Genomic DNA, 19515 nt, shown 5'->3' with positions numbered 1-19515 from the left:
GCGCACTCTGCGCCTCTGCGGTTAAATCATTCTTTCTTGTTTCCTAGCATACTTGGTATCCTCCTTTCAACTTATAAAATAACTATAAGAAAACGCTGCGCATCCTTTAGAAATAAAATGTTTTGAACCGCGAAGATGCGAAGACTACGCAGATAGGAAATCAAATACATTTTGATACATTTTATATAGCTACTTTGCTATGAAGTGTATACCTTGGCCCATTGTCACGTGAGCGGCCTCCATAATGGCTTCTGACAAGGTAGGGTGAGGATGAATCACATGGGCCAGTTCTTCCAGGGTAGCTTCCATGGATTTTGCCAATACGCCTTCCGAAATCAGATCGGTGGCATGAGGTCCAACAATATGCACTCCCACGATTTCACCATATTGTTCCTCACAAATTATTTTTACAAAGCCATTTGTTTCTCCGTAAGCCATGGCCTTGCCACTCGCTTGAAATGGAAATTTCCCCACTTTTATATTGCCATATTTTTCTTTAGCTGCTTGTTCATTCATACCAACCCAAGCAACTTCCGGATTCGTATAAATGCAAGAAGGAATGGCATCACCATGATAGGAAGAATTCATTCCCGCTGCGTTTTGCGCTGCAACAATCCCTTGAGCGGAAGCCACATGTGCCAGTTGAATACCACCTACTACATCTCCAATCGCGTAAACTCCTGAAATACTGGTTTCCATTTGTGCATTCACCGGGATACCCTTTTTCCCATGTAAATGTAGGGTTTCAATTCCTGCAATGCTTACTGCCCGCCCAGTTGAAACCAGTACTTTTTCCCCTTCTACCCTATAAGCTATATTATCAATCTGATACTCAACGACTAAATTAGCTTCTGCCTTTGCTATCTTGCTCACTTTGGCATTGGTAAAGAAAGTCACTCCCAATTTTTCCAAAGATCTTACCAGCACTTCTACTGCTTCTTTGTCTGCCATAGGTAAAAGAACAGGCATCATCTCAATGATGGTTACCTTGCAGCCAAAGGTCTGCATTAAATAAGCAAATTCCAAGCCGATAACGCCGCCGCCAATAATCACCATGGATTTTGGAATGACGCCCAAATCTAAGGCTTCATCACTGGTTATGACCCCCGGAAGATCAAATCCGGCAATCGCTGGAACAAAAGGCTTTGAGCCCGTAGCCAAGATTAGTTTTTCGGTTGTAATCGTTGTAATTCCTGATTTTTCATTAATTTCCACTTTGTGAGGGGTAATCACCTTACCGCTTCCTATATATAAATCGATTTTATTCGCCTGAATTAAACCTTTTACGCCATTAACCAGCTGTTTTACAATACCATCCTTGCGAGCAAAAATTCTCTTTGCATCCACGCTGACAGGGGAAGCTTCAATACCAAATTCTTTTGCCTTATTGATCGTTTCATAGACTTCTGCACTTCTAAGCAAAGCCTTGGTAGGAATACATCCCCGATTCAGGCATGTTCCCCCTAGAGAATCTTTTTCCACCAATGCCACTTTTAGTCCGCATTGAGCAGCTTTAATGGCAGCTACATAACCGCCTGGACCTCCCCCTAGTACTACAACCTGATAGTTCATCGGTTTTCCTCCTTAAAAGAGACTCATATCCATTTTAGATAAGCTGTAAGTAATCTTCTAACAGTTCTTTTATTCTTCTTAAAAATTCTGCCGCTTGCGCTCCATCTACTGCCCGATGATCAAAGGAAAGAGATAGGGACATGCGCGGCTGAATGATCATTTCTCCATCCTTGACAACTACTTTCTCCTGCAATTGTCCAACCCCAAGAATACAAACCTCTGGAGCATTTACAATGGGCGAGAATGTATCGATGCCATACATGCCTAGGTTGGTTACGGTAAAAGTCCCTCCTGACATTTCGTCCGGCAGCAATTTCCCCTCTTTTGCCTGCACCGCCAATTCTTTTGCCCGCTTTGTAATTTGCTCGATACTGAGAGTGTCTGCATTTTTAATGACTGGCACCACTAAACCATTTGGCAAGGCTACTGCCATACCTACATTCACTTCATCACAAATTTCCAAACCATCCGAATGCAGCCTGGCATTAATCACTTGCTGGTATTCCCGTAATGCTTTGGCGACTACTTTAATAATAAGGTCATTATAAGAAGGCTTTACACCGATGCGTTTTTCAATACCAGGTATAAGCTTTTTACGCAGTTCTACCATACCTGACATATCTACTTCCATGTTATGAGTAACGTGAGGCGCTGCCCATGCATCTGCCATATGATCGGCGATGACTTTACGCATTCCTGCTAACGGTTTACGAACTCCTTTGGCTTTAGGTCCTGCTTTTACCAACACATTCTCAACATCGTTTTTCATGATTTTGCCGCCAATACCAGTACCTGCAACTTCCGCTAGTTCCACACCTTTATCCTGGGCAATTTTTTGCGCCAGCGGACTGGCTTTATAATTCGCAACGTCTATTGCAATAATTCTTCCACCAGGGCCGCTTGGAGGAACGGCACGTAAATCAATTCCGTCCTCACGGGCTGCGCGTTTTGCTGCCGGACTGGCTTTCACTTTACCGCCAATTCCTTCTGCGCTTTGCACAGGAGCAGCAGTTGTTGCTGCCACTTGCACTGTATGCTGTTCTTCAGTCTTTAGAATCTGGGCAGCATGGCTATCTACCTTTTCTCCCGGCTGACCAATATAAGCAATAGGTTTATTAACCTCAACAATATCACCCTCTGCCGCGATTATGGCTAGCACTTGCCCTGCAGCAGGAGCCTCGACCTCCATATTTACTTTATCAGTCAATATCTCAAGCAATATTTCGCCTTCCGCAACCGAATCTCCGACTTTTTTAAACCAGGTAACAATGGTACCTTCTTCCATAGTCATTCCGAGCTTCGGCATTAACAGTTCTGTTGCCATCCTATATTCCTCCTGCTTATACAATTTCCCTAACTGCGTTCACGATGTCATCTACCTGAGGCACAGCACTCTTCTCCAGTTCCATACAATAAGGGATCGGATTGTTTTTTCCTGCAACGCGTTTTATCGGTGCATCCAAATAGTCAAAGGCTTCACTTTCCATCACTTCAGCTGCCACTTCACCGCCGAAACCGCCTCGTTTGCAAGCTTCATGCACAATGATCAGCTTACCGGTCTTAATTACGGATTTTACCAGTGTTTCTTTGTCAAAAGGTACCAAGGTACGAGGATCAATTACTTCAACATCGATGCCCTCTTTCGCTAAAATTTCTGCAGCTTCTAACGATCGGTGAACCATTACTCCTGTAGCAAATACAGTAACATCTCTGCCAACTCGTTTTACATCTGCTACTCCAAAGGGAATGACATAATCCTCTTCCGGTACTTCTCCTTTTTTGTTATATACCGTTTTTGTCTCAATGAATACAACAGGATTGTCATCACGAATCGCTGTTTTTAATAAACCTTTCACATCATACGGAGTGGAAGGCATAACTACCTTTAAACCAGGTACATGAACAAGCCAAGCCTCTAAACTCTGTGAATGCTGAGCAGCCGCACCTGTTCCGGAACCTCCCGGCATTCTTAGCACCATAGGAACCTTTGCTTTACCGCCAAACATATAGCGCATTTTAGCTGCCTGATTGACCAAGGAATCCATAGCAATTGTAATAAAGTCACTAAACATAATTTCCGCGATGGGACGCAGACCTGTCACAGCAGCACCTGCCGCAGCACCTGCAATAACGCCTTCAGAAATGGGAGTGTCCCGTACTCGTTCTTCGCCAAATTCCTCAACCATGCCCAAGGATACGCCAAAAGCGCCACCATATACCCCTACATCTTCACCTAGTAAAAATACATTTTCATCCCGGCGCATTTCTTCTTGCATGGCTTGTCTTACAGCCTCTTTATAGGTTATCAATGCCATAGTCATTCACTACTCCTTTACAACATTATGCGTATACATCTTCCTCTAAAGTTTCAATACCAGGGTAAGATCCCTGTTGGGCAAATTCTACAGCACGAGCTATAACGTCTTTCGCACCAGCCGTAATTTCATCTGACTCTTGCTGCGAGATTACATTGCTTTTAATCAGGTATTTTTCAAAGGCTTTAATGGGACATCGTTCCTTCCAGGCTTCAATTTCTTCTTTTGTCCGATACCGATTGGCATCACTCTTGGAGTGTCCCAGCCATCGATACGTGATTCCTTCCACAATAGAGGGACCTACACCACTTCTAGCACGTTCTACTGCTGCTAAGGTTGCTTCATATACTTTTATAGGATCATTGCCGTCCACAGTAATACCCGGCATCTCATAAGAAGCAGCACGATCCGCTATATTGGCAACCGCTGTACTTCTTGCAACCGACATTGACATACCATAATGATTGTTGGTACACATAAATACCACAGGCAGCTTCCAAATAGCCGCTAAATTCAAGGCTTCATGGAAAGATCCTTCATTACTGGCCCCATCGCCAAAAAAGCATAAAACTACTTTTCCAGTTTTCTTCATCTGCTGTGTAAGAGCAGCGCCTACTGCAATGGCAAAGCCACCGCCAACTACGCCATTGGCTCCTAAATTACCTTTTTCTAAATCGGCAATATGCATAGAACCGCCCTTCCCTTTGCAATAACCGTTGGATTTTCCCATCAATTCAGCCATCATACGATTTAAGTCTGCATCTTTACCGATGCATTCCCCATGCCCCCGATGGGTACTGGTAATTAAATCATCTGCATGCAGCGCAGCAGTAGAACCAATAGCAAATGCTTCTTGCCCAATTGACAGGTGAGTCGTACCATGAATCATACCTTTTGCAAAAAAAGCATCAACCTGGGATTCAAAAAACCGAGTATGCAGCATTTTCTTATACCAGCTTATTAACGTTTCGTTACTTAATGTCATTGTCAATTCCTCCTATATACTTAGTCATTACGATAGATTGAAAGAATCCTTCTATAATAATCACTCCTTTAATACTATTCTAAATTGTTACGCTTTGTGAACATTGGTTCATATTAAAGAACGAATGTTCATGCATGACTAAAAAAATAGATGAATATAACTTATAAAGAATTATTCACCAGGGTTGCTGACCTAAAAATTGCAGCAACGAAAATCTTCCAACACATCTGTTCAGTGTTCTTACTTTTGTAATTTTTCTTAATTTTATAGTAATTCAATTTTTTCATTCTGTCAATAATAAAAATAGCTTTATTTACATCCATCTGTCTTACTTCTTTACTGCATCTATAATCGTTTCCAGCTACTTTACAGTATAAATGGAACATAGTATAATTTAGTCACTATAAGGCGGTTGGTTATTCGAATAGTCCTAACGTAACGATTTCCTTGTACTATCTATATGAAAAAAGTGATTTCACTTTTTGTCAATTTTTTGAGGTGAATAATGTCTATTTACGATAACGAAACTACATTTATAGCCAAAATTGCATGGCTATACTATGTCCAAGGCCTAACCCAAGACAATATTGCCAGTAAATTAGGTTGCTCACGACCTACCATCACACGTCATTTAGCAAAAGCCAAAGAACTTGGAATTGTAGAAATAAAAATAGCAGACCATTTTCGGACCTGCTTTGATACGGAGTATGCTTTAAAAGCTCGTTTTGAACTAGAAGAGGTCATTGTGATTCCATCTGGCAACACATTAAGTGAAAATCTAAAAGGTGTTGGAAAAGCTTGCGCTGATTACCTGCAAAGAACACTGCAGGATCAGGATATTTTAGGCATAGCCTGGGGATCTTCGATTTATGAAGTAGGCAAGGCTCTACAACTGAAAAAAGACTTAGACCTAACAGTGATTCAACTAATGGGTGGACTAAACAGCAGTGAAAAAATAAACCCAGAAGAAATTGTCAAACTGATTGCAACGCAGCTGCGCGCTTCAGGGATATGGCTTAATACACCAGCGATTGTCAGCTCTGCTAAAATCAAGAAAGCGCTGCTCAGCGACCCAGGCGTCAGCAGTGTCTTGGCGAAAGCCCAGAGTTGTACCAAAAGCCTCTTTGGCTTAGGAGAAGTCAGCCTTGATTCCTCTTTAATCGTTAGCAATGGCATTACCAATGCAGAGATGGAACACCTCCATGAATTGGGCGCCGTAGGCAACATCTTAGGTCAGTTTTTTGATATCAATGGTAAGCTTATCCATTCTTTCCTGGAGGATCGCCTCATTGCTGCACCTTTGGATACGCTGCAGTCCATTCCGCTTCGTATTGGCGTAGGCAGTGGCGGACACTATAAAGTGAAGGCCATTTTAGGAGCTCTCCACGGTCGTTTTATCAATGTGCTGATCACGGATGAAGAAACTGCACAGGAAATACTAAAAAGAACGTAGAATATCTTTGTATTAGGTATTTCTTTTTTATTACTCAGTCGTAAACAATTGTTTACGATATCGAACCATTGTTTACTAGATCTATATGCTTGCTACCTTAGAAACCATATTTTATATAAAGATCTTTCGTTACATATTCTATACTAAAATTCCCCAGAAAATAAGGAGGGTCCTACTATGTGCAAAGAGTCTTTTAAAGCGGTTTTAGTCTGCATGCGCTGTAATCAAGAGACTGTTCATGATATTGAATACAATAACAAACTAATTGTACAAATTTCTTGTGAAGAGTGCGGAAAAACCATCGGTCCTTATAAGCAGATTACTGCAACTCCTCTGCCAAGCAATCTGACCCATAAAACCACTATCACCTCTTCTCCCACTCCAATTGGTAATACAGCCTTAGCAAATGAAAATAGCAGGTTTGAAAAATCATCAAAAAGTTCGTCTTACCAGAGCTATGGTGAGTTGCTATTATCGCGTATTATAACAAAGCCCTCCCGTTTAAATCAAGAAATCCATAAAGACTTGGCAACCTTCCTTTATTCTATTCCTGTTCGCTTTATGACGAAACCTGTGCGTATCGCTAAAGAATACCGCACATTGAAGGATACTTTGCATAGATAATCGAGTAGCCCAGACCCCCACAGAACTAGGCGTGCAGATTTTCCACACCTAGCTTTTCAGAATTGATTCACAGCATGCCATTAGATTTCGCCCATTCGGGCACACTGAAATAGAGATATCTGCTACATTCTTAGCTGAATGATGTGAGAACTTATTCACACCACAGAAAGGAGCAGATATCTCTATTTTTTTTTGGATTATTCAGTAAAAAATTCTTTATAGCTTATTCATAACGTAATGCTTCGATAGGATCTAGCAATGCTGCTTTTCTGGCTGGATAAATGCCAAAAAACAAACCAACCGCAATAGAGAATCCAAAAGGAACCAGAATCGATACCGCCGATATTACAGTATTCATACCTCCAAAAGTTGAAATGGCAAATGCGGACAGAATCCCCAGAAAAATCCCAAAAATACCGCCTAATACACCAATTACCACCGATTCAATCAAAAACTGTAACATGATATCACGATATGTCGCACCTAATGCCTTTCTAATACCGATTTCTCTAGTTCGCTCCGTCACCGACACCATCATGATATTCATGATACCAATACCGCCAACCAATAATGATATGGCCCCAATACTACCTAAAAGCAGCGTAATAGTTCCTGTCGTTTCTGCCATCATCGCCATGATACTGGTTAAATTGCGTACTGTAAAATCATCTTCTTTAGTTCCATTGATTTTATGCCGTTGTCGTAGCAAACTGGTGATTTGTTCCTGCGCCTGATCCATTCCTTCCATTTTCGTAACTTGGATACTAATCGAATTGAGGTAGGTGATACCCACTAATCGTTCTTGCGCCGTTGTTAGTGGCACTAGAACAATGTCATCCTGATCTTGCCCCATGCTTGATTGACCTTTACTATCCAAAACACCGACAACCAGATAAGGAGCATTATTAATGCGTACATTTTGTCCAGTCGGATTCATCTCACCAAACAAGTTTTCTGCAACAGTGGCCCCAAGAACCGCCACCCGATTACGGGAATTTATGTCCGGCTGAGAAACGAAACTACCGCTGCCCACCGTCAAACTTTTAATGGCCATATATTCGGGCGTAACGCCGTATACAGTTGTTGTCCAGTTCTGATTTCCGGCAATAATCTGGTATGACTTACTAACAGAAGGTGATACATAATCAATGCCTTGTATCGTTTTCTTTATATACTCAGCATCTTCCAATGTTAAGGTTGTACTGCTGCCAGAAGCGGAGCGCACCCCCTGGGAAGAGGCTGCTCCTGGAGTCACAATCAGCATATTGCTGCCTAAACTAGCAATTGAATTCTGCACCTTTTCCTTAACGCCCATTCCAATAGATACCATGGAAATAACCGCTCCTACCCCGATAATAATACCCAGCATAGTCAAAATAGAGCGAAGCTTATTTGCCACTAAAGCCCGCAATGCGATCGCAATGCTTTCTTTAAACATGATACTGCTCCTTTACCTCATCACTTATGATTAATCCGTCACGTACCGTGATGACGCGTTTCGCAGATTGGGCAATGTCTGGTTCGTGAGTAACCAAAATAATGGTTTTTCCTTGTTCATTTAAATCGCCAAATATCCGCATGATGTCAACACTGGAGCGACTGTCAAGATTTCCCGTCGGTTCATCAGCCATAATAATGCTCGGTTCATTGATCAGTGCTCTGGCAATCGCTACTCGCTGCCGCTGACCACCTGACAGTTCATTGGGCATATGCTGTTTACGAGAAGCTAGTCCAACAGATTCCAGAATCGCAGCCGCTCGATTCAATCGTTCCTTTTCTGCTATTCCAGCATAAACTAAAGGCAATGCCACATTTTCCCATGCTGACACTCGTGATAACAAATTAAAATTTTGAAACACGAAGCCAATGCGTTTATTTCTGGTTTTCGCTAGCTCATCATCAGTCAAAGTAGCAACTTCCTGCTCCTCTAACAAATAAGATCCACTGGTGGGACGATCAAGGCAGCCAAGGATATTCATCATTGTCGACTTACCTGAACCTGATGGTCCCATAATGGCAACAAACTCTCCATTTTCTATTTCTAGTGAAACCCCAGCAAGTGCAGCCACTGTTTCTTCACCAATTTTATAGCATTTTGTAATTTCCTTCAGTGTAATCCCCATGATCGTTCAACTCCTTCTCCCCCTACATGGGTGGTGGGCCACTATCTTTTTGCTTAGAAGAACTTTGGCTTTGCGATTTAGTATAAGAAATGATTAATTTATCATCATCCTGTAAACCACTGATAATTTCAACTTTATCGTTACTTGTCAGACCAACCGTAACTGGAACATTCTCGCTCGTTCCATTATTCCGCAATACCATTACATATTGACCACTGGTACTTGTTTTTAAAGCGGACAACGGAATTAACAATGCATTATCCTTCTCATCAACCTTGATATTGACTCGTGCCGTCATTTCTGTTTTTAACAAATTATCTGGATCTTCTACTAGTAATGTTACATAGTAATATATAACACTACTAGTACTAGAAGAGGACGACGATGACGATGAGGACGAAGAGGAGGAGGATGAGGACGTACTCGTAGTACTTGTTGAGATCTGTCCAATTTTACTAACGCTGCCTGTAAAAGTATGATTCTGATAAGCATCTACGGTAAATGTCGCTGATTGACCAACTTTTATCTTACCAATATCGGTCTCATCTACCTTTACCTTTACCTTCTTTCGTGAAACGTCTCCAATCATCATAATAACCGTCTGGTCACTCACACCTGCCGTTACCAAAGTGCCTACCGATATTGGTTCTCCCAAAACAACACCCTCCATAGGAGATACCAATACTGTTTTTTCTACATTTGACTTAGCCTCATTATAGTTAGCTACAGCAGTCTGATAGTTTAACTGTGCCTCTTCAAGATCAGCGTCCGATTTAGCACCAATAGAATGTAAATACTGCATCCGCTTATATATTGCCCCCGTATTATTCATTGAATATTGGGCCTTATCCATTGTGATCTCAAGGGCCTTATCATCTAAGATTGCCAGAATCTGGCCGACTTTTACATAATCATTTTCTTTGACTTTAATTTCCTTAATCAATGCCGTAACCTGCGACGAAATATCTACCGCATCGACGGGCTTTACTGTTCCAGTCGCAGATACACTGGAGGTAATTTTCCCTCTGGTTGCCGTCACCGTTTCCTGATTAACAGACGCTTTAGCTTGTTGTGCATAATTGTAGTACCAGACTCCACTGATAATCCCTAGCAAAACAACAATACCTACTGCTACTATTTTCTTATTTATTTTTTCCCACATGTCATTGCCTCCTAGTCCATTCCCATGGCATTTTCTAATTTTGCCTTGTATGTAACATAATCATATTGCGCTGCAATATAGTTATTCTTTGCTGTCGTTAATGCTAATTGTGCATCAATAACATCAAGAATGACTCCTTCTCCTACTCGATATTTAGCCTCAGCAATGAAATAATCTTCTTCTGCCTTATGCACAGCAAACTGTGTTGTCTCAATCCGCTTTTCAGCTTCTCTTACTCCCAGATAGTATTCTTTTACAGCAAGTTCTACCGATTCTTCCTGTGCTGTCAACTCCAAACGAGCTGTATCTGCAGTACTTCGCGCTTTTTTGACTTTGTTATTGGTAACTTGACTATCAAATACATTCCAACTGCTTGTTACCCCAACATAAACCTCATTGTCATCCTTAGGCAAAATACTACTTCCCCACCCGGTTGCCGCAGTAAGCGAAACCGATGGCTTCTTGCCAGCTTTAGCAACATTGATATTTTGCTCCGCCTCATCAATAGCAAGGCGGTACTTTTTCACATCTGGACGATGCTCCAAAGCAAAAGCTACACACTCATCCATCGTCTTATTAACGGGGGTAAATTGAAAATCCTCAACAAATTCAATGGGTTCAGAGCTTTTCCAGCGAATCAGATTTTTGAAAGTATTAACTGCTACTTCATAGGAATTTTTAGCCTTTATTAAAGTCTGCTGGGCGTCTGTCAGTTCTACTTCTGACCGCAATACATCTGATTTTGCAACATTGCCAGCGCTATACTGCGCTTTAACGTCATCGAGATGCAGCAAATAATTATCTACTGTTTCCTGATCGACAGCCTGAGTTTTGCCAGCTTCTACTACATCATAATAGGCGGAAATGGTTTTAAATTTCACATCCTGCCTAGTTTTCAGCAGACTTAGACCAGCTATCGTCACATCTGTTTTGGCAATCTCTATGTTTCCTTCATTTTCTCCACCACTGTATAGGGGCAAAGAAAGCGTAATATCGCTCGAGCTAGTAGCTGCCGAATGGTGAATCTGCTTCAGATAAAAAGTATTAGAAGTATCAATCGATATCCCACGGCTGCCTTTTGTGCTCTGTAACGTATATTCAGCTTGTTTTTCACTATTAATGGCGATCTTAATATCCAGGTGATTTTCCAGTGCCATATTTACTGCTTGTTCTACTGTGAGGGGTGCGGCAAACCCCATCGTGGTCCTGACCAATAAATATAATCCCAAAATACCGGCACTTCCCGGCTTTACATATTGTCTTAATAAACTCAATTTTAATCCTCCTTATCATGCGCCCTCTATTGTTTTATTGTTTTTGGCTCAACACTAAAATGTTGCATTCGGCTTTTATGCGTAACAGATAGTAGTGTCGGTTTCTAGTAAAATAACTTCAATGTTTCGGAAAATTTTATAGGTCAAGTATCGTTTTTCTGTGTTGAGCCTTGTTTTTTTTGTAATAGTAACATATAAATGTCACTTAATTGTTACAGTAATATATTAAAATAAATTTATTCCCCTTTATAAACCTGGTAATTATTCACATGTAAACGCAAAAAATCTAACCTAACTATTTGATTTGCTATAACAGGACGCCTCTTTTCGGATCGTTTGTTTAGTAACTACGATTTACAAAAAACGTGTCCTTTTGTCTTTACTTTTTTTGGTTAATCAACACGCGTGATAATCAAAGTAAAATACTCATGCAGTTGTCAAGCCGCATGAGTATTTTACTTCTTTGGAATACATCTCACTAATTTTAAAGTAGAATTTGTACAATATATCGAGAAATGTAAAAAACATAGTACCCTAGCAAGGATACGAGAGTCATCAATATAATTACGATATTTTTCCAAGAATAAAACCACAGATTTCCTGTCGAAATATGCATAACAACATTCTCCTCACTTTATAGTTTTATTTTTTTAAATATTTTTATGTAATCTTAGTTAACACAATATTCAATCCCGTTGCCAAACTCACGCATCCCAAAGATGAGTTAGTCCCTACTATAACGATAAAATGTTTTTATTTCTATAAAATACTTTTATTCTAATTATGAAGGAATTTTGTTACAGTTTTGTTACAGAATTTTATACAAATCTAGCTATTCATTGACATCTTCCGTCATACTCTTTATGCTAAAAATAGAACTACGAATGCCGTCGAGTCAAAAGGAGGTAAAACTCATGAATAAAACAATCTTAATTGTTGACGATGAACTGCGTATCAGGAAACTGATTGCTGATTTTCTGGTCCGTGAAGGTTACAGCACCCTAGAAGCTGACAATGGACGCGTCGCCTTGGAGCTCCTGGCAGCAGAACAGGTGGACCTGATCATTCTAGATGTTATGATGCCAGAGCATGATGGCTGGACCGTATGCAGAGAGCTTAGAAAGAAAAGCAATATTCCTGTCATTATGCTTACAGCTAAAGGAGAAGAAGTAGACCAGCTTTTTGCTTTTGAAATTGGTGCCGATGAATACGTCACTAAGCCCTTTAGTCCTAAAGTTTTAACAGCTCGTGTAAACGCATTATTTCGCCGCATAGAAAGAGAAAAAGCCATCGTATATGATGGTTTGGAAATTAATACAACAGCAAGGCAAGTATCTATAAATGATCACTCTCTGGATTTAAGCCCTAAGGAATATGAACTCCTTACCTATTTGACCGAGAATAGCGGTAAGGCATTAAGCAAGTAGACCTAGGGAACTTCCCCCTAAGTCTCTCTCAGAACTGTACGTGAACCTCTCAGCTCATACAGCTCCCATTATCCAGCCGTTGGCAGTATCCCAAATTTCCAGTGTGCAAACAGTTTTCTATCACGCTTTGCTATTTCTCCAAGCCAATGTTCAGCTCTTTGTCTTGATTTTCGATTCTTGTATTTCTTGCGAACCCAGTAAACAAGACGTCCATTAATATATCTTAATACTTCATATATCTCTGATTTATAAAAATGCGTGTAGTAATTAATCCATCCCTGTATTTGGCTATTGAACATATTTGCTATGTCCAATAAGTCCTTATCCGGTTTCAACTGCAACTTCCACTTTCTAACTACTTTTCTTATGGATTTCTTCGCCTTTTCTCCCATTGCTGGCAGAAAGTTAGTGAAGAACTTTCCACATTTATTCTTTGCATGTCTTGGTCTGAATGTATATCCCAGAAAATCAAAAGAGGTGTATTCATGATTTCCTATTCGGTCATCATCTTTACAATATACAATTCTTGTCTTATCCAAATTTAATTCTAATCCAAAACACTCAAATCGTTCCTGTAGTCTGCGTTGCAAATATTTCGCTTGTTTAAGAGACACACAGTGTGCAATTCCATCATCCGCATATCTTGCCCACGGTATTGCTGGAAACTCTTTCGTCATATAATCATCAAATACATAGTGTAAAAATAGATTGGCAAGTACAGGACTGATTACCCCACCTTGTGGCGTTCCTGAAGTTCTTAGAACAATCGTTCCATCCTCCATTTGAAACGGTGCTGTCAACCACCTTTGTACATACAGAAGAATCCATTCTTCTTTTGTTTGGTGTTTTACCATTTCTATTAAGTAATCATGTCTGATGTTATCAAATAGACCCTTTATATCAAACTCTAAAACCCAGTCTTTTCTCCAACACCTTCTCCTTGTTACTTCTATTGCCTGTATTGCTGATTTATTCGGCCTGTATCCATAGGAATCTTCGTAAAATATCGGTTCCACGCATGGCTCAAAGTATAACTTCGCTACCATCTGCGCTATCCTGTCCTCTACGGTTGGTATTCCTAAAATACGAGTTCCACCATTCTTCTTTGGAATTGCTACTGCCTTTACAGGTTTCGGGAAATAACTTCCTGACGACATTCTATTCCAAATCTTATAGAGATTATTATTTAGCTTTCTCTCAAAATCCTCAATAGATTGCTCATCCACTCCATAGGTTCCCTTATTTGCTTTCACTCTTTCATAAGCAGTAATTACTGCTCTTTTGGAAATACTGTATGGCTTTGTTTCTTGCATAAGTTCCTCCTCCTTTCAAAGTTGACTTATTCTTGAAACTGAATAATTCGGGTTCTTCGCTCCATTCCCATTACAGAAACTTCATCACTACTACAACCCAATCTGCCCCCATGACTGCATTGGTACTCTTATCTTGCGGTTCTTCCGCTTGATATACTCCCTTAACATCAGCCCGTGGGTTCCCACGTTCCGTACAGACGCCTGTATTAAGTTCATGCCACCTTTATGCCGCCCACCGTCTAGGCAGTAAACAGGTTTCCCCTAGACTTATCCCAGATTAACGACTACCCCCTGGTTTTGATGGAATCTCTACGCTATCGACATTTTCGTAAGTGGTTCATTTGTTCATTCATCTCCTTAATACGCACTTGACAGTTTTATCACTGCCTTTTCCTTAACGCTCAATACCATGGATTTTGGCCACAGCACCTTAAGGTAGTTTGAAACCTCCACCTGTATGGCGATTTCGGTGGACCTACCACCATCATCTGTACAGCATGGCTGCCTTCAAGTAGCTACGCTACTTGGACACTCCTTCGTGGCGCACAGTCGCCAGCAAATCTTAAATCAGGTGTGGAGTTATGATTACTTTGGTGATCTGCGAACTGTAGATACTCATATCAATCGGCTGAGAACCAAGCTAGGAGATAAAAGCGCACTTGTCCAAACCATCAGAGGATATGGCTATCGATTCGAGGCCGAAAAATGACTGTTTCACTGCGTGCAAAACTCTTTATTATCTTAAGCGGATTGGTGTTATTCTTTGTACTTATGTTTTTAGGCCTCACCCGTATTGGCTTAGAAAAATTTTATACTTCACAAAAAAAAGAAGCTCTTATTATTAGCAGTACCAACTTCGATCTTTTATATCAAGGCAATCCTAAGGAGATGTCTTTGGAGCTGGAGCGGATTTCCAATACATTAGGAGCAGGCATTATTATTTTCACCAAAGAAGGACAGATCAAATATAGTTCTTTTGGTCCCCTTGTGGATCAAGATCCATCTAGCCCATCCTCCCCTCATCCTCCCTTTATCTCCAATTCTCTTGATAATCCTGCCCTTTCTCGGACCACACCTCCCCGCTTTCCTCCCGGTCCTCCACCTATCATCAAAAGCAGAGAAATCATTGATAACCGCACCATTTTGGAAATGGAGCATGACCAAGATTTAAAAATCGATTTTATGGTGATCCGCCATAAAATGACAAACGATGACATTTTGATTATAAAACAGCCCCTGGCATTAATATCTGAAAGCGTGAGTGTCGCAGCCCAATTCATTATTTTTACGGGTATACTCTCTGTTGCAGCAGGCTTTATTTGGGCTTTTTTCTTTGCGAAACGATTTACCCTCCCCATCATAGAACTGAATCGCATTGCACAAAGCATGTCACAGCTTGATTTTTCTCAGAAATGTACTATCAACCGCAACGATGAACTTGGCGAACTAGGTAAAAGCATTAACCACTTATCTTATCAATTGGATACAGCCATCTCAGAGCTTAACAAAAAAAATCAGCAACTCATGGCAGATGTGGAAAAGGAAAGAAAACTAGATACAATGCGTAAAAACTTTGTATCTAGCGTCTCCCATGAACTAAAAACCCCTCTTTCCCTCATTTTAGGTTATGCAGAAGGTCTAAGAGAAAACGTGGCTCAGGATGAGGATAGTAAAAACTATTATTGCTCCGTCATCATTGACGAGGCAGAAAAAATGGATAAATTGGTAAAAGATCTACTAAATCTATCCCAAATTGAATCTGGGTTCTTTCAATTAAGCAGAAACGCGTTCGATTTTTCCCTACTCCTGCAGGACATTCTCCTCAAATACTCTACCATTTTGACGGAAAGAAAAATTATTTTGGAAATGGACAACATTGATCCCTGTGTAGTATACGGGGATGAACTCCGCATTGAACAAATATTGCTCAACCTCTTTACCAACGCCATTGACCATGCCGAATTTAAGAAGATCATTAAAATCTGGGTAAAAGAAGCAGACAATCAAATCAGAGTTTTTATGTATAATTCAGGACGCCCCATTCCAGAAGAAAGCCTCGAAAAAATATGGACGAGCTTTTATAAAGTAGACAAAGCTCGAACCAGAGAGTACGGCGGTTATGGTCTAGGCCTATCCATTGTCCGCGCAATCCAGGAATTACATGGCAATCATTATGGTGTAAATAATGTGGAAGATGGTGTTGTATTTTGGTTTGATCTTACCAAAGCAAAAAATATAGGAAATCTATACTAGTCCGTAACTAAATTGTAACAATTTTCCTTCATACTAATCTCAAGGAAACCACTTATATAAAGGAGAGATTCAAATGAAGCAATATTTCACAAAAAGATTGGTTAGCGGACTGATTCTGGGATGCCTTGCATTATCAGTTGGAGCAGTCGCCTTTGCTCATGATGGACAACAAGAATTCATACCTGGACCAAGTATGAATCACCGAATGCCTAATCCTGAAGACAGAGAAAAACATATGAAAATTTTTATGGATAAATTGCTAAATGACAGTATCATCACTCAAGAGCAAGCCGCTAAGCTGATCAGCTTTTTTAAAGAAAAAGATGATCAACGAAAAACAGAAATGGAAAAAACGAGGTTCATGACTCCTGAGGAAAGAGATGCATTCTTCAAGGAAAAGTTTAATCAACGTCCAGACATGATCAAAGAATTAAAGGACGCTGCAGACTTATCCGATGAGCAAGCCAAAGCCGTAGACGATACACTGCGTCCTCCTCATAGACCAGGTCCTGAAGGCGGTCCATGCGGTCCATGCGGTCCATGCTGCCCTAAGCTGCCTACTCCCTAACCAGAGTACAATCAAAGATATTCAAATAGCCTGCGCTTTTATTTTCTAAGAGTGCAGGCTATTTTTCATGACTACCTCACTTTAAGCTCATACCTGCAGAATATAAGAACGTTAAACCAAATTGGCTACGGCTATTTTTTTTCTGGCAGATATGTATCACGTATAGTATAATTTCAAACAGCACCATTGATTTTGGATTTGTTTCATTGCCCACGTCTAAACCTTTTGAAGTGATGCCTTTAAAAAAGGATAAGCGAGCATAACTTCCTTGATTTTGAATAATCACATTATCTGCATTCTCCTTATTGATCCTATATTTAGCATTTTAATTTTTTTATTAATTACTAATAATTATTGACAAATATATTTTATCTATATAAAATATACAATATAATCATGTAAGAATCTATTAACAGCAATCATCCATTAGCTAAGTCTAAAGTGACTGCTAGGTTCCATCTGCAAATGACATGATGATACCTGGTAGTTTTTGTTTTTTATTGATTCAAGAAAATCAAACTATTCTTTGAAATAGTAAAATACAGCAATTTCTTAACACTAAATTGAAGGAGGATATTTTATGAAATGGACTGTAGGCAAAAAAATAGGTGGAGGGTTCTCCCTTGTCCTAGCTCTTGTTATTCTGATGAGTGGTTTTACCATTTGGAAAATAGGTGAAATAACTGCAAATTATCACATATTTAGTAAACTAAATATCGAAAAAATGGAAATGGTCCAAGGCGCAGCTGCTGATATTGCCAATGAGGCCGTGACCATGCGTCGCTTCAACTTTGTTGGCGATCCAAATGATATTCCAGTTTACAATGACTATAAAACGAAATCAAATGACCGCTTAAAATGGTTAGAAAAAAATCTTAATACAGGAACAGGAACAGAATACATTACTTCTATAAAGCAAGCAAAAGAAGAATATGAAAGAATCGCTGAACTATCGATGGCCGCCAAACAAGCTGGTAAATCCGATGAGGTTGCTCATTATATGGCTGATGCAGGAAGTCCCTATAAAGCTACTATGACTGCTGCAGAAAAATTAACCCTCGAGACAAGAACCTATGTCACCCAAGAGCAAGAACAATACGCGAAAGATGCTAGATCTTCTCAAGTCTTTTTAATTGTTATCAATATCATTGTCATTATTGTATCTAGTATCATTGCATTTTTTATTTCTCGTAATATTTCGTGCCCCGTACATACGGTTGCTGAAGTTGCCAGCCAAATCGCCGCTGGAAACTTAGCCGCCGACACAATAACCTACCAATCAGAAGACGAGATTGGACAGCTCGCTGATGCCTTTAATAAAATGCGTACGAATTTGCGAACTGTCATATCCCAAGTATCCGTCTCTGCAGAACAACTTGCCGCTTCATCAGAAGAATTAACGGCAAGTGCAGAACAATCAGCTCAGGCATCTACGCAAGTAGCTATATCGATTATGGAAGTAGCTACGGGTACGGAAGCGCAAGGGCGAAACATTAATTCTGCGGCAGCAACAATTGGAAATATAACAACAGCGATTCAAGAAATCGCCAGCAATGCCGGCATTGCCACTGGAATTAGCGACCGGGCTGCTGCTGCTGCACAAAATGGTGGAAACTCCATCGAAGCGGCCATCCAACAAATGAATACGATTAATCAAACCGTTACAGAATCTGCTAAAGTTGTCACAAAACTAGGTGAACGTTCCCGAGAAATTGGTCAAATCGTTGATACCATTTCCAATATTGCCAATCAAACAAATCTGCTGGCTTTAAATGCAGCTATTGAGGCAGCACGGGCAGGAGAACAAGGCAGAGGTTTTGCCGTTGTAGCAGATGAAGTTCGCAAACTGGCAGAACAATCCCAAGCAGCAACGAAACAAATTGCATTACTCATTCAAGAGATACAAAATGAAACAGACAATGCAGTTACTGCCATGAATGACGGAACCCGTGAGGTGAAACTGGGTACCGATGTAGTAAATACTGCCGGTGGAGCTTTTACCGAAATTTCCAATTTAGCCAGTCAAGTCTCCAATCAAGTGAAAGATATTGCTTCTGCCATTGATCGCGTAGCTGCAGGCAGTGAAGAAATGGTTGTCTCAATCCGTGAGATTGAAGCCATCAGCAAGGAAACAAGCGGACAAACACAAACCGTTTCCGCGGCTACGGAAGAACAATCGGCTTCGCTGGAAGAGATCGCCTCCTCCAGCGAAGCACTGGCCCATCTAGCCGAAGAACTGCAAGTAACAATCGCTACGTTCAAACTCTAGGCTCATCTTTTTGAATTATTAGAAAAGCGCTGATCATTCTTGCAAAACACAGGAACGAATTGAACCACAAAGGCGCAAAGGACACAAAGGGTTCTGTTTTAATTTATGCTTATTGCTCTCCTTTGCGTGCCGCGTCAGCGGCATTGTGCCTTTGTGGTTCATTGTTTTTTATGCTCT

The 19515-nt window shown here is 40.5% G+C and carries 17 protein-coding genes; 7 read left to right on the top strand and 10 right to left on the bottom strand.

Annotated features, from left to right (window positions below; translation table 11 throughout):
* Nucleotides 1–189: 189 nt before the first annotated feature.
* The 4 genes from lpdA to JBW_RS04765 are packed head-to-tail and all read right to left on the bottom strand — an operon-like array spanning nt 190 to nt 4872.
* The gene (gene lpdA / locus JBW_RS04780) at nt 190–1572 is read right to left on the bottom strand and encodes a dihydrolipoyl dehydrogenase (RefSeq protein WP_007960838.1); all 1383 of its coding nucleotides are present in this window, start codon (nt 1570–1572) and stop codon (nt 190–192) included.
* A gap of 34 nt (nt 1573–1606) precedes the next feature.
* Complete coding sequence (locus JBW_RS04775) at nt 1607–2896, bottom strand: dihydrolipoamide acetyltransferase family protein (protein WP_007960839.1); 1290 nt, start codon at nt 2894–2896, stop codon at nt 1607–1609.
* A gap of 16 nt (nt 2897–2912) precedes the next feature.
* Nucleotides 2913–3893, bottom strand: a complete 981-nt coding sequence (locus tag JBW_RS04770; protein ID WP_007960840.1) for an alpha-ketoacid dehydrogenase subunit beta — start codon at nt 3891–3893, stop codon at nt 2913–2915.
* Between the two features lie 19 nt (nt 3894–3912).
* Nucleotides 3913–4872, bottom strand: a complete 960-nt coding sequence (locus JBW_RS04765) for a thiamine pyrophosphate-dependent dehydrogenase E1 component subunit alpha (protein ID WP_007960841.1) — start codon at nt 4870–4872, stop codon at nt 3913–3915.
* A 505-nt stretch (nt 4873–5377) separates the two neighbouring features.
* Here JBW_RS04765 and JBW_RS04760 point away from each other — a divergent pair.
* Complete coding sequence (locus tag JBW_RS04760; protein WP_007960842.1) at nt 5378–6325, top strand: sugar-binding transcriptional regulator; 948 nt, start codon at nt 5378–5380, stop codon at nt 6323–6325.
* A 177-nt stretch (nt 6326–6502) separates the two neighbouring features.
* Entirely contained in the window at nt 6503–6949 is a 447-nt protein-coding gene (locus JBW_RS04755) for a hypothetical protein (RefSeq protein ID WP_007960848.1), read from the top strand.
* Nucleotides 6950–7172: 223 nt separating this feature from the next.
* Here JBW_RS04755 and JBW_RS04750 read toward each other — a convergent pair whose 3' ends face one another.
* Genes JBW_RS04750 through JBW_RS04735 form a run of 4 tightly spaced genes read right to left on the bottom strand, consistent with a single transcriptional unit; the run spans nt 7173 to nt 11508 of the window.
* Nucleotides 7173–8387, bottom strand: coding sequence for an ABC transporter permease (locus tag JBW_RS04750; RefSeq protein ID WP_007960850.1), 1215 nt, complete (start codon nt 8385–8387; stop codon nt 7173–7175).
* Entirely contained in the window at nt 8380–9072 is a 693-nt protein-coding gene (locus JBW_RS04745; protein ID WP_007960852.1) for an ABC transporter ATP-binding protein, read from the bottom strand. Before JBW_RS04745 ends, JBW_RS04750 begins: the two co-directional genes overlap by 8 nt.
* A 22-nt stretch (nt 9073–9094) precedes the next feature.
* Nucleotides 9095–10234 carry an efflux RND transporter periplasmic adaptor subunit gene (locus JBW_RS04740; RefSeq protein ID WP_007960853.1) on the bottom strand — a complete coding sequence of 380 codons (1140 nt, stop codon included), beginning with the start codon at nt 10232–10234 and terminating at the stop codon, nt 9095–9097.
* A gap of 11 nt (nt 10235–10245) precedes the next feature.
* Nucleotides 10246–11508: a TolC family protein gene (locus JBW_RS04735; RefSeq protein ID WP_007960855.1), complete on the bottom strand. Its 1263-nt coding sequence runs from the start codon at nt 11506–11508 to the stop codon at nt 10246–10248.
* A 914-nt stretch (nt 11509–12422) separates the two neighbouring features.
* Between JBW_RS04735 and JBW_RS04730 the strand changes: the two genes are divergently transcribed.
* Nucleotides 12423–12935 carry a response regulator transcription factor gene (locus tag JBW_RS04730; protein WP_007960858.1) on the top strand — a complete coding sequence of 171 codons (513 nt, stop codon included), beginning with the start codon at nt 12423–12425 and terminating at the stop codon, nt 12933–12935.
* 68 nt (nt 12936–13003) lie between these two features.
* Here the strand turns inward: JBW_RS04730 and ltrA are convergent, their stop codons facing one another.
* The gene (ltrA, locus tag JBW_RS04725; protein ID WP_007956688.1) at nt 13004–14248 is read right to left on the bottom strand and encodes a group II intron reverse transcriptase/maturase; all 1245 of its coding nucleotides are present in this window, start codon (nt 14246–14248) and stop codon (nt 13004–13006) included.
* A gap of 469 nt (nt 14249–14717) precedes the next feature.
* Here ltrA and JBW_RS25210 point away from each other — a divergent pair, with 469 nt between their 5' ends.
* From JBW_RS25210 to JBW_RS04715, 3 genes are all read left to right on the top strand, one after another.
* Complete coding sequence (locus JBW_RS25210) at nt 14718–14957, top strand: winged helix-turn-helix domain-containing protein (RefSeq protein ID WP_235334140.1); 240 nt, start codon at nt 14718–14720, stop codon at nt 14955–14957.
* Nucleotides 14954–16501, top strand: a complete 1548-nt coding sequence (locus JBW_RS04720) for a sensor histidine kinase (RefSeq protein ID WP_007955516.1) — start codon at nt 14954–14956, stop codon at nt 16499–16501. The genes JBW_RS25210 and JBW_RS04720 overlap by 4 nt, the downstream gene beginning before the upstream one ends.
* A gap of 73 nt (nt 16502–16574) precedes the next feature.
* A complete protein-coding gene (locus tag JBW_RS04715) occupies nt 16575–17069 on the top strand; it encodes a hypothetical protein (protein WP_007955517.1) in 495 nt (164 codons plus the stop codon).
* A gap of 76 nt (nt 17070–17145) precedes the next feature.
* Here the strand turns inward: JBW_RS04715 and JBW_RS04710 are convergent, their stop codons facing one another.
* On the bottom strand, nt 17146–17355 hold the full coding sequence (locus tag JBW_RS04710) for a hypothetical protein (RefSeq protein ID WP_007955518.1): 210 nt from the start codon (nt 17353–17355) through the stop codon (nt 17146–17148).
* Between the two features lie 294 nt (nt 17356–17649).
* Between JBW_RS04710 and JBW_RS04705 the strand changes: the two genes are divergently transcribed.
* A complete protein-coding gene (locus JBW_RS04705; protein ID WP_007955519.1) occupies nt 17650–19338 on the top strand; it encodes a methyl-accepting chemotaxis protein in 1689 nt (562 codons plus the stop codon).
* Nucleotides 19339–19515: the final 177 nt, after the last annotated feature.

It is taken from the genome of Pelosinus fermentans JBW45 (genome assembly GCF_000271665.2).
Classification (GTDB): domain Bacteria; phylum Bacillota; class Negativicutes; order DSM-13327; family DSM-13327; genus Pelosinus; species Pelosinus baikalensis.
The sequence above is the reverse complement of the archived record's forward strand: the minus strand, read 5'-3'. Positions and strand labels throughout refer to the sequence as shown.

Coding starts and splice junctions, on each gene's coding strand:
- lpdA (WP_007960838.1), bottom strand. CDS start 1,572: ATGAACTATCAGGTTGTAGTACTAGGGGGAGGTCCAGGCGGTTATGTA.
- JBW_RS04775 (WP_007960839.1), bottom strand. CDS start 2,896: ATGGCAACAGAACTGTTAATGCCGAAGCTCGGAATGACTATGGAAGAA.
- JBW_RS04770 (WP_007960840.1), bottom strand. CDS start 3,893: ATGACTATGGCATTGATAACCTATAAAGAGGCTGTAAGACAAGCCATG.
- JBW_RS04765 (WP_007960841.1), bottom strand. CDS start 4,872: ATGACATTAAGTAACGAAACGTTAATAAGCTGGTATAAGAAAATGCTG.
- JBW_RS04760 (WP_007960842.1), top strand. CDS start 5,378: ATGTCTATTTACGATAACGAAACTACATTTATAGCCAAAATTGCATGG.
- JBW_RS04755 (WP_007960848.1), top strand. CDS start 6,503: ATGTGCAAAGAGTCTTTTAAAGCGGTTTTAGTCTGCATGCGCTGTAAT.
- JBW_RS04750 (WP_007960850.1), bottom strand. CDS start 8,387: ATGTTTAAAGAAAGCATTGCGATCGCATTGCGGGCTTTAGTGGCAAAT.
- JBW_RS04745 (WP_007960852.1), bottom strand. CDS start 9,072: ATGGGGATTACACTGAAGGAAATTACAAAATGCTATAAAATTGGTGAA.
- JBW_RS04740 (WP_007960853.1), bottom strand. CDS start 10,234: ATGTGGGAAAAAATAAATAAGAAAATAGTAGCAGTAGGTATTGTTGTT.
- JBW_RS04730 (WP_007960858.1), top strand. CDS start 12,423: ATGAATAAAACAATCTTAATTGTTGACGATGAACTGCGTATCAGGAAA.
- ltrA (WP_007956688.1), bottom strand. CDS start 14,248: ATGCAAGAAACAAAGCCATACAGTATTTCCAAAAGAGCAGTAATTACT.
- JBW_RS04720 (WP_007955516.1), top strand. CDS start 14,954: ATGACTGTTTCACTGCGTGCAAAACTCTTTATTATCTTAAGCGGATTG.
- JBW_RS04715 (WP_007955517.1), top strand. CDS start 16,575: ATGAAGCAATATTTCACAAAAAGATTGGTTAGCGGACTGATTCTGGGA.
- JBW_RS04705 (WP_007955519.1), top strand. CDS start 17,650: ATGAAATGGACTGTAGGCAAAAAAATAGGTGGAGGGTTCTCCCTTGTC.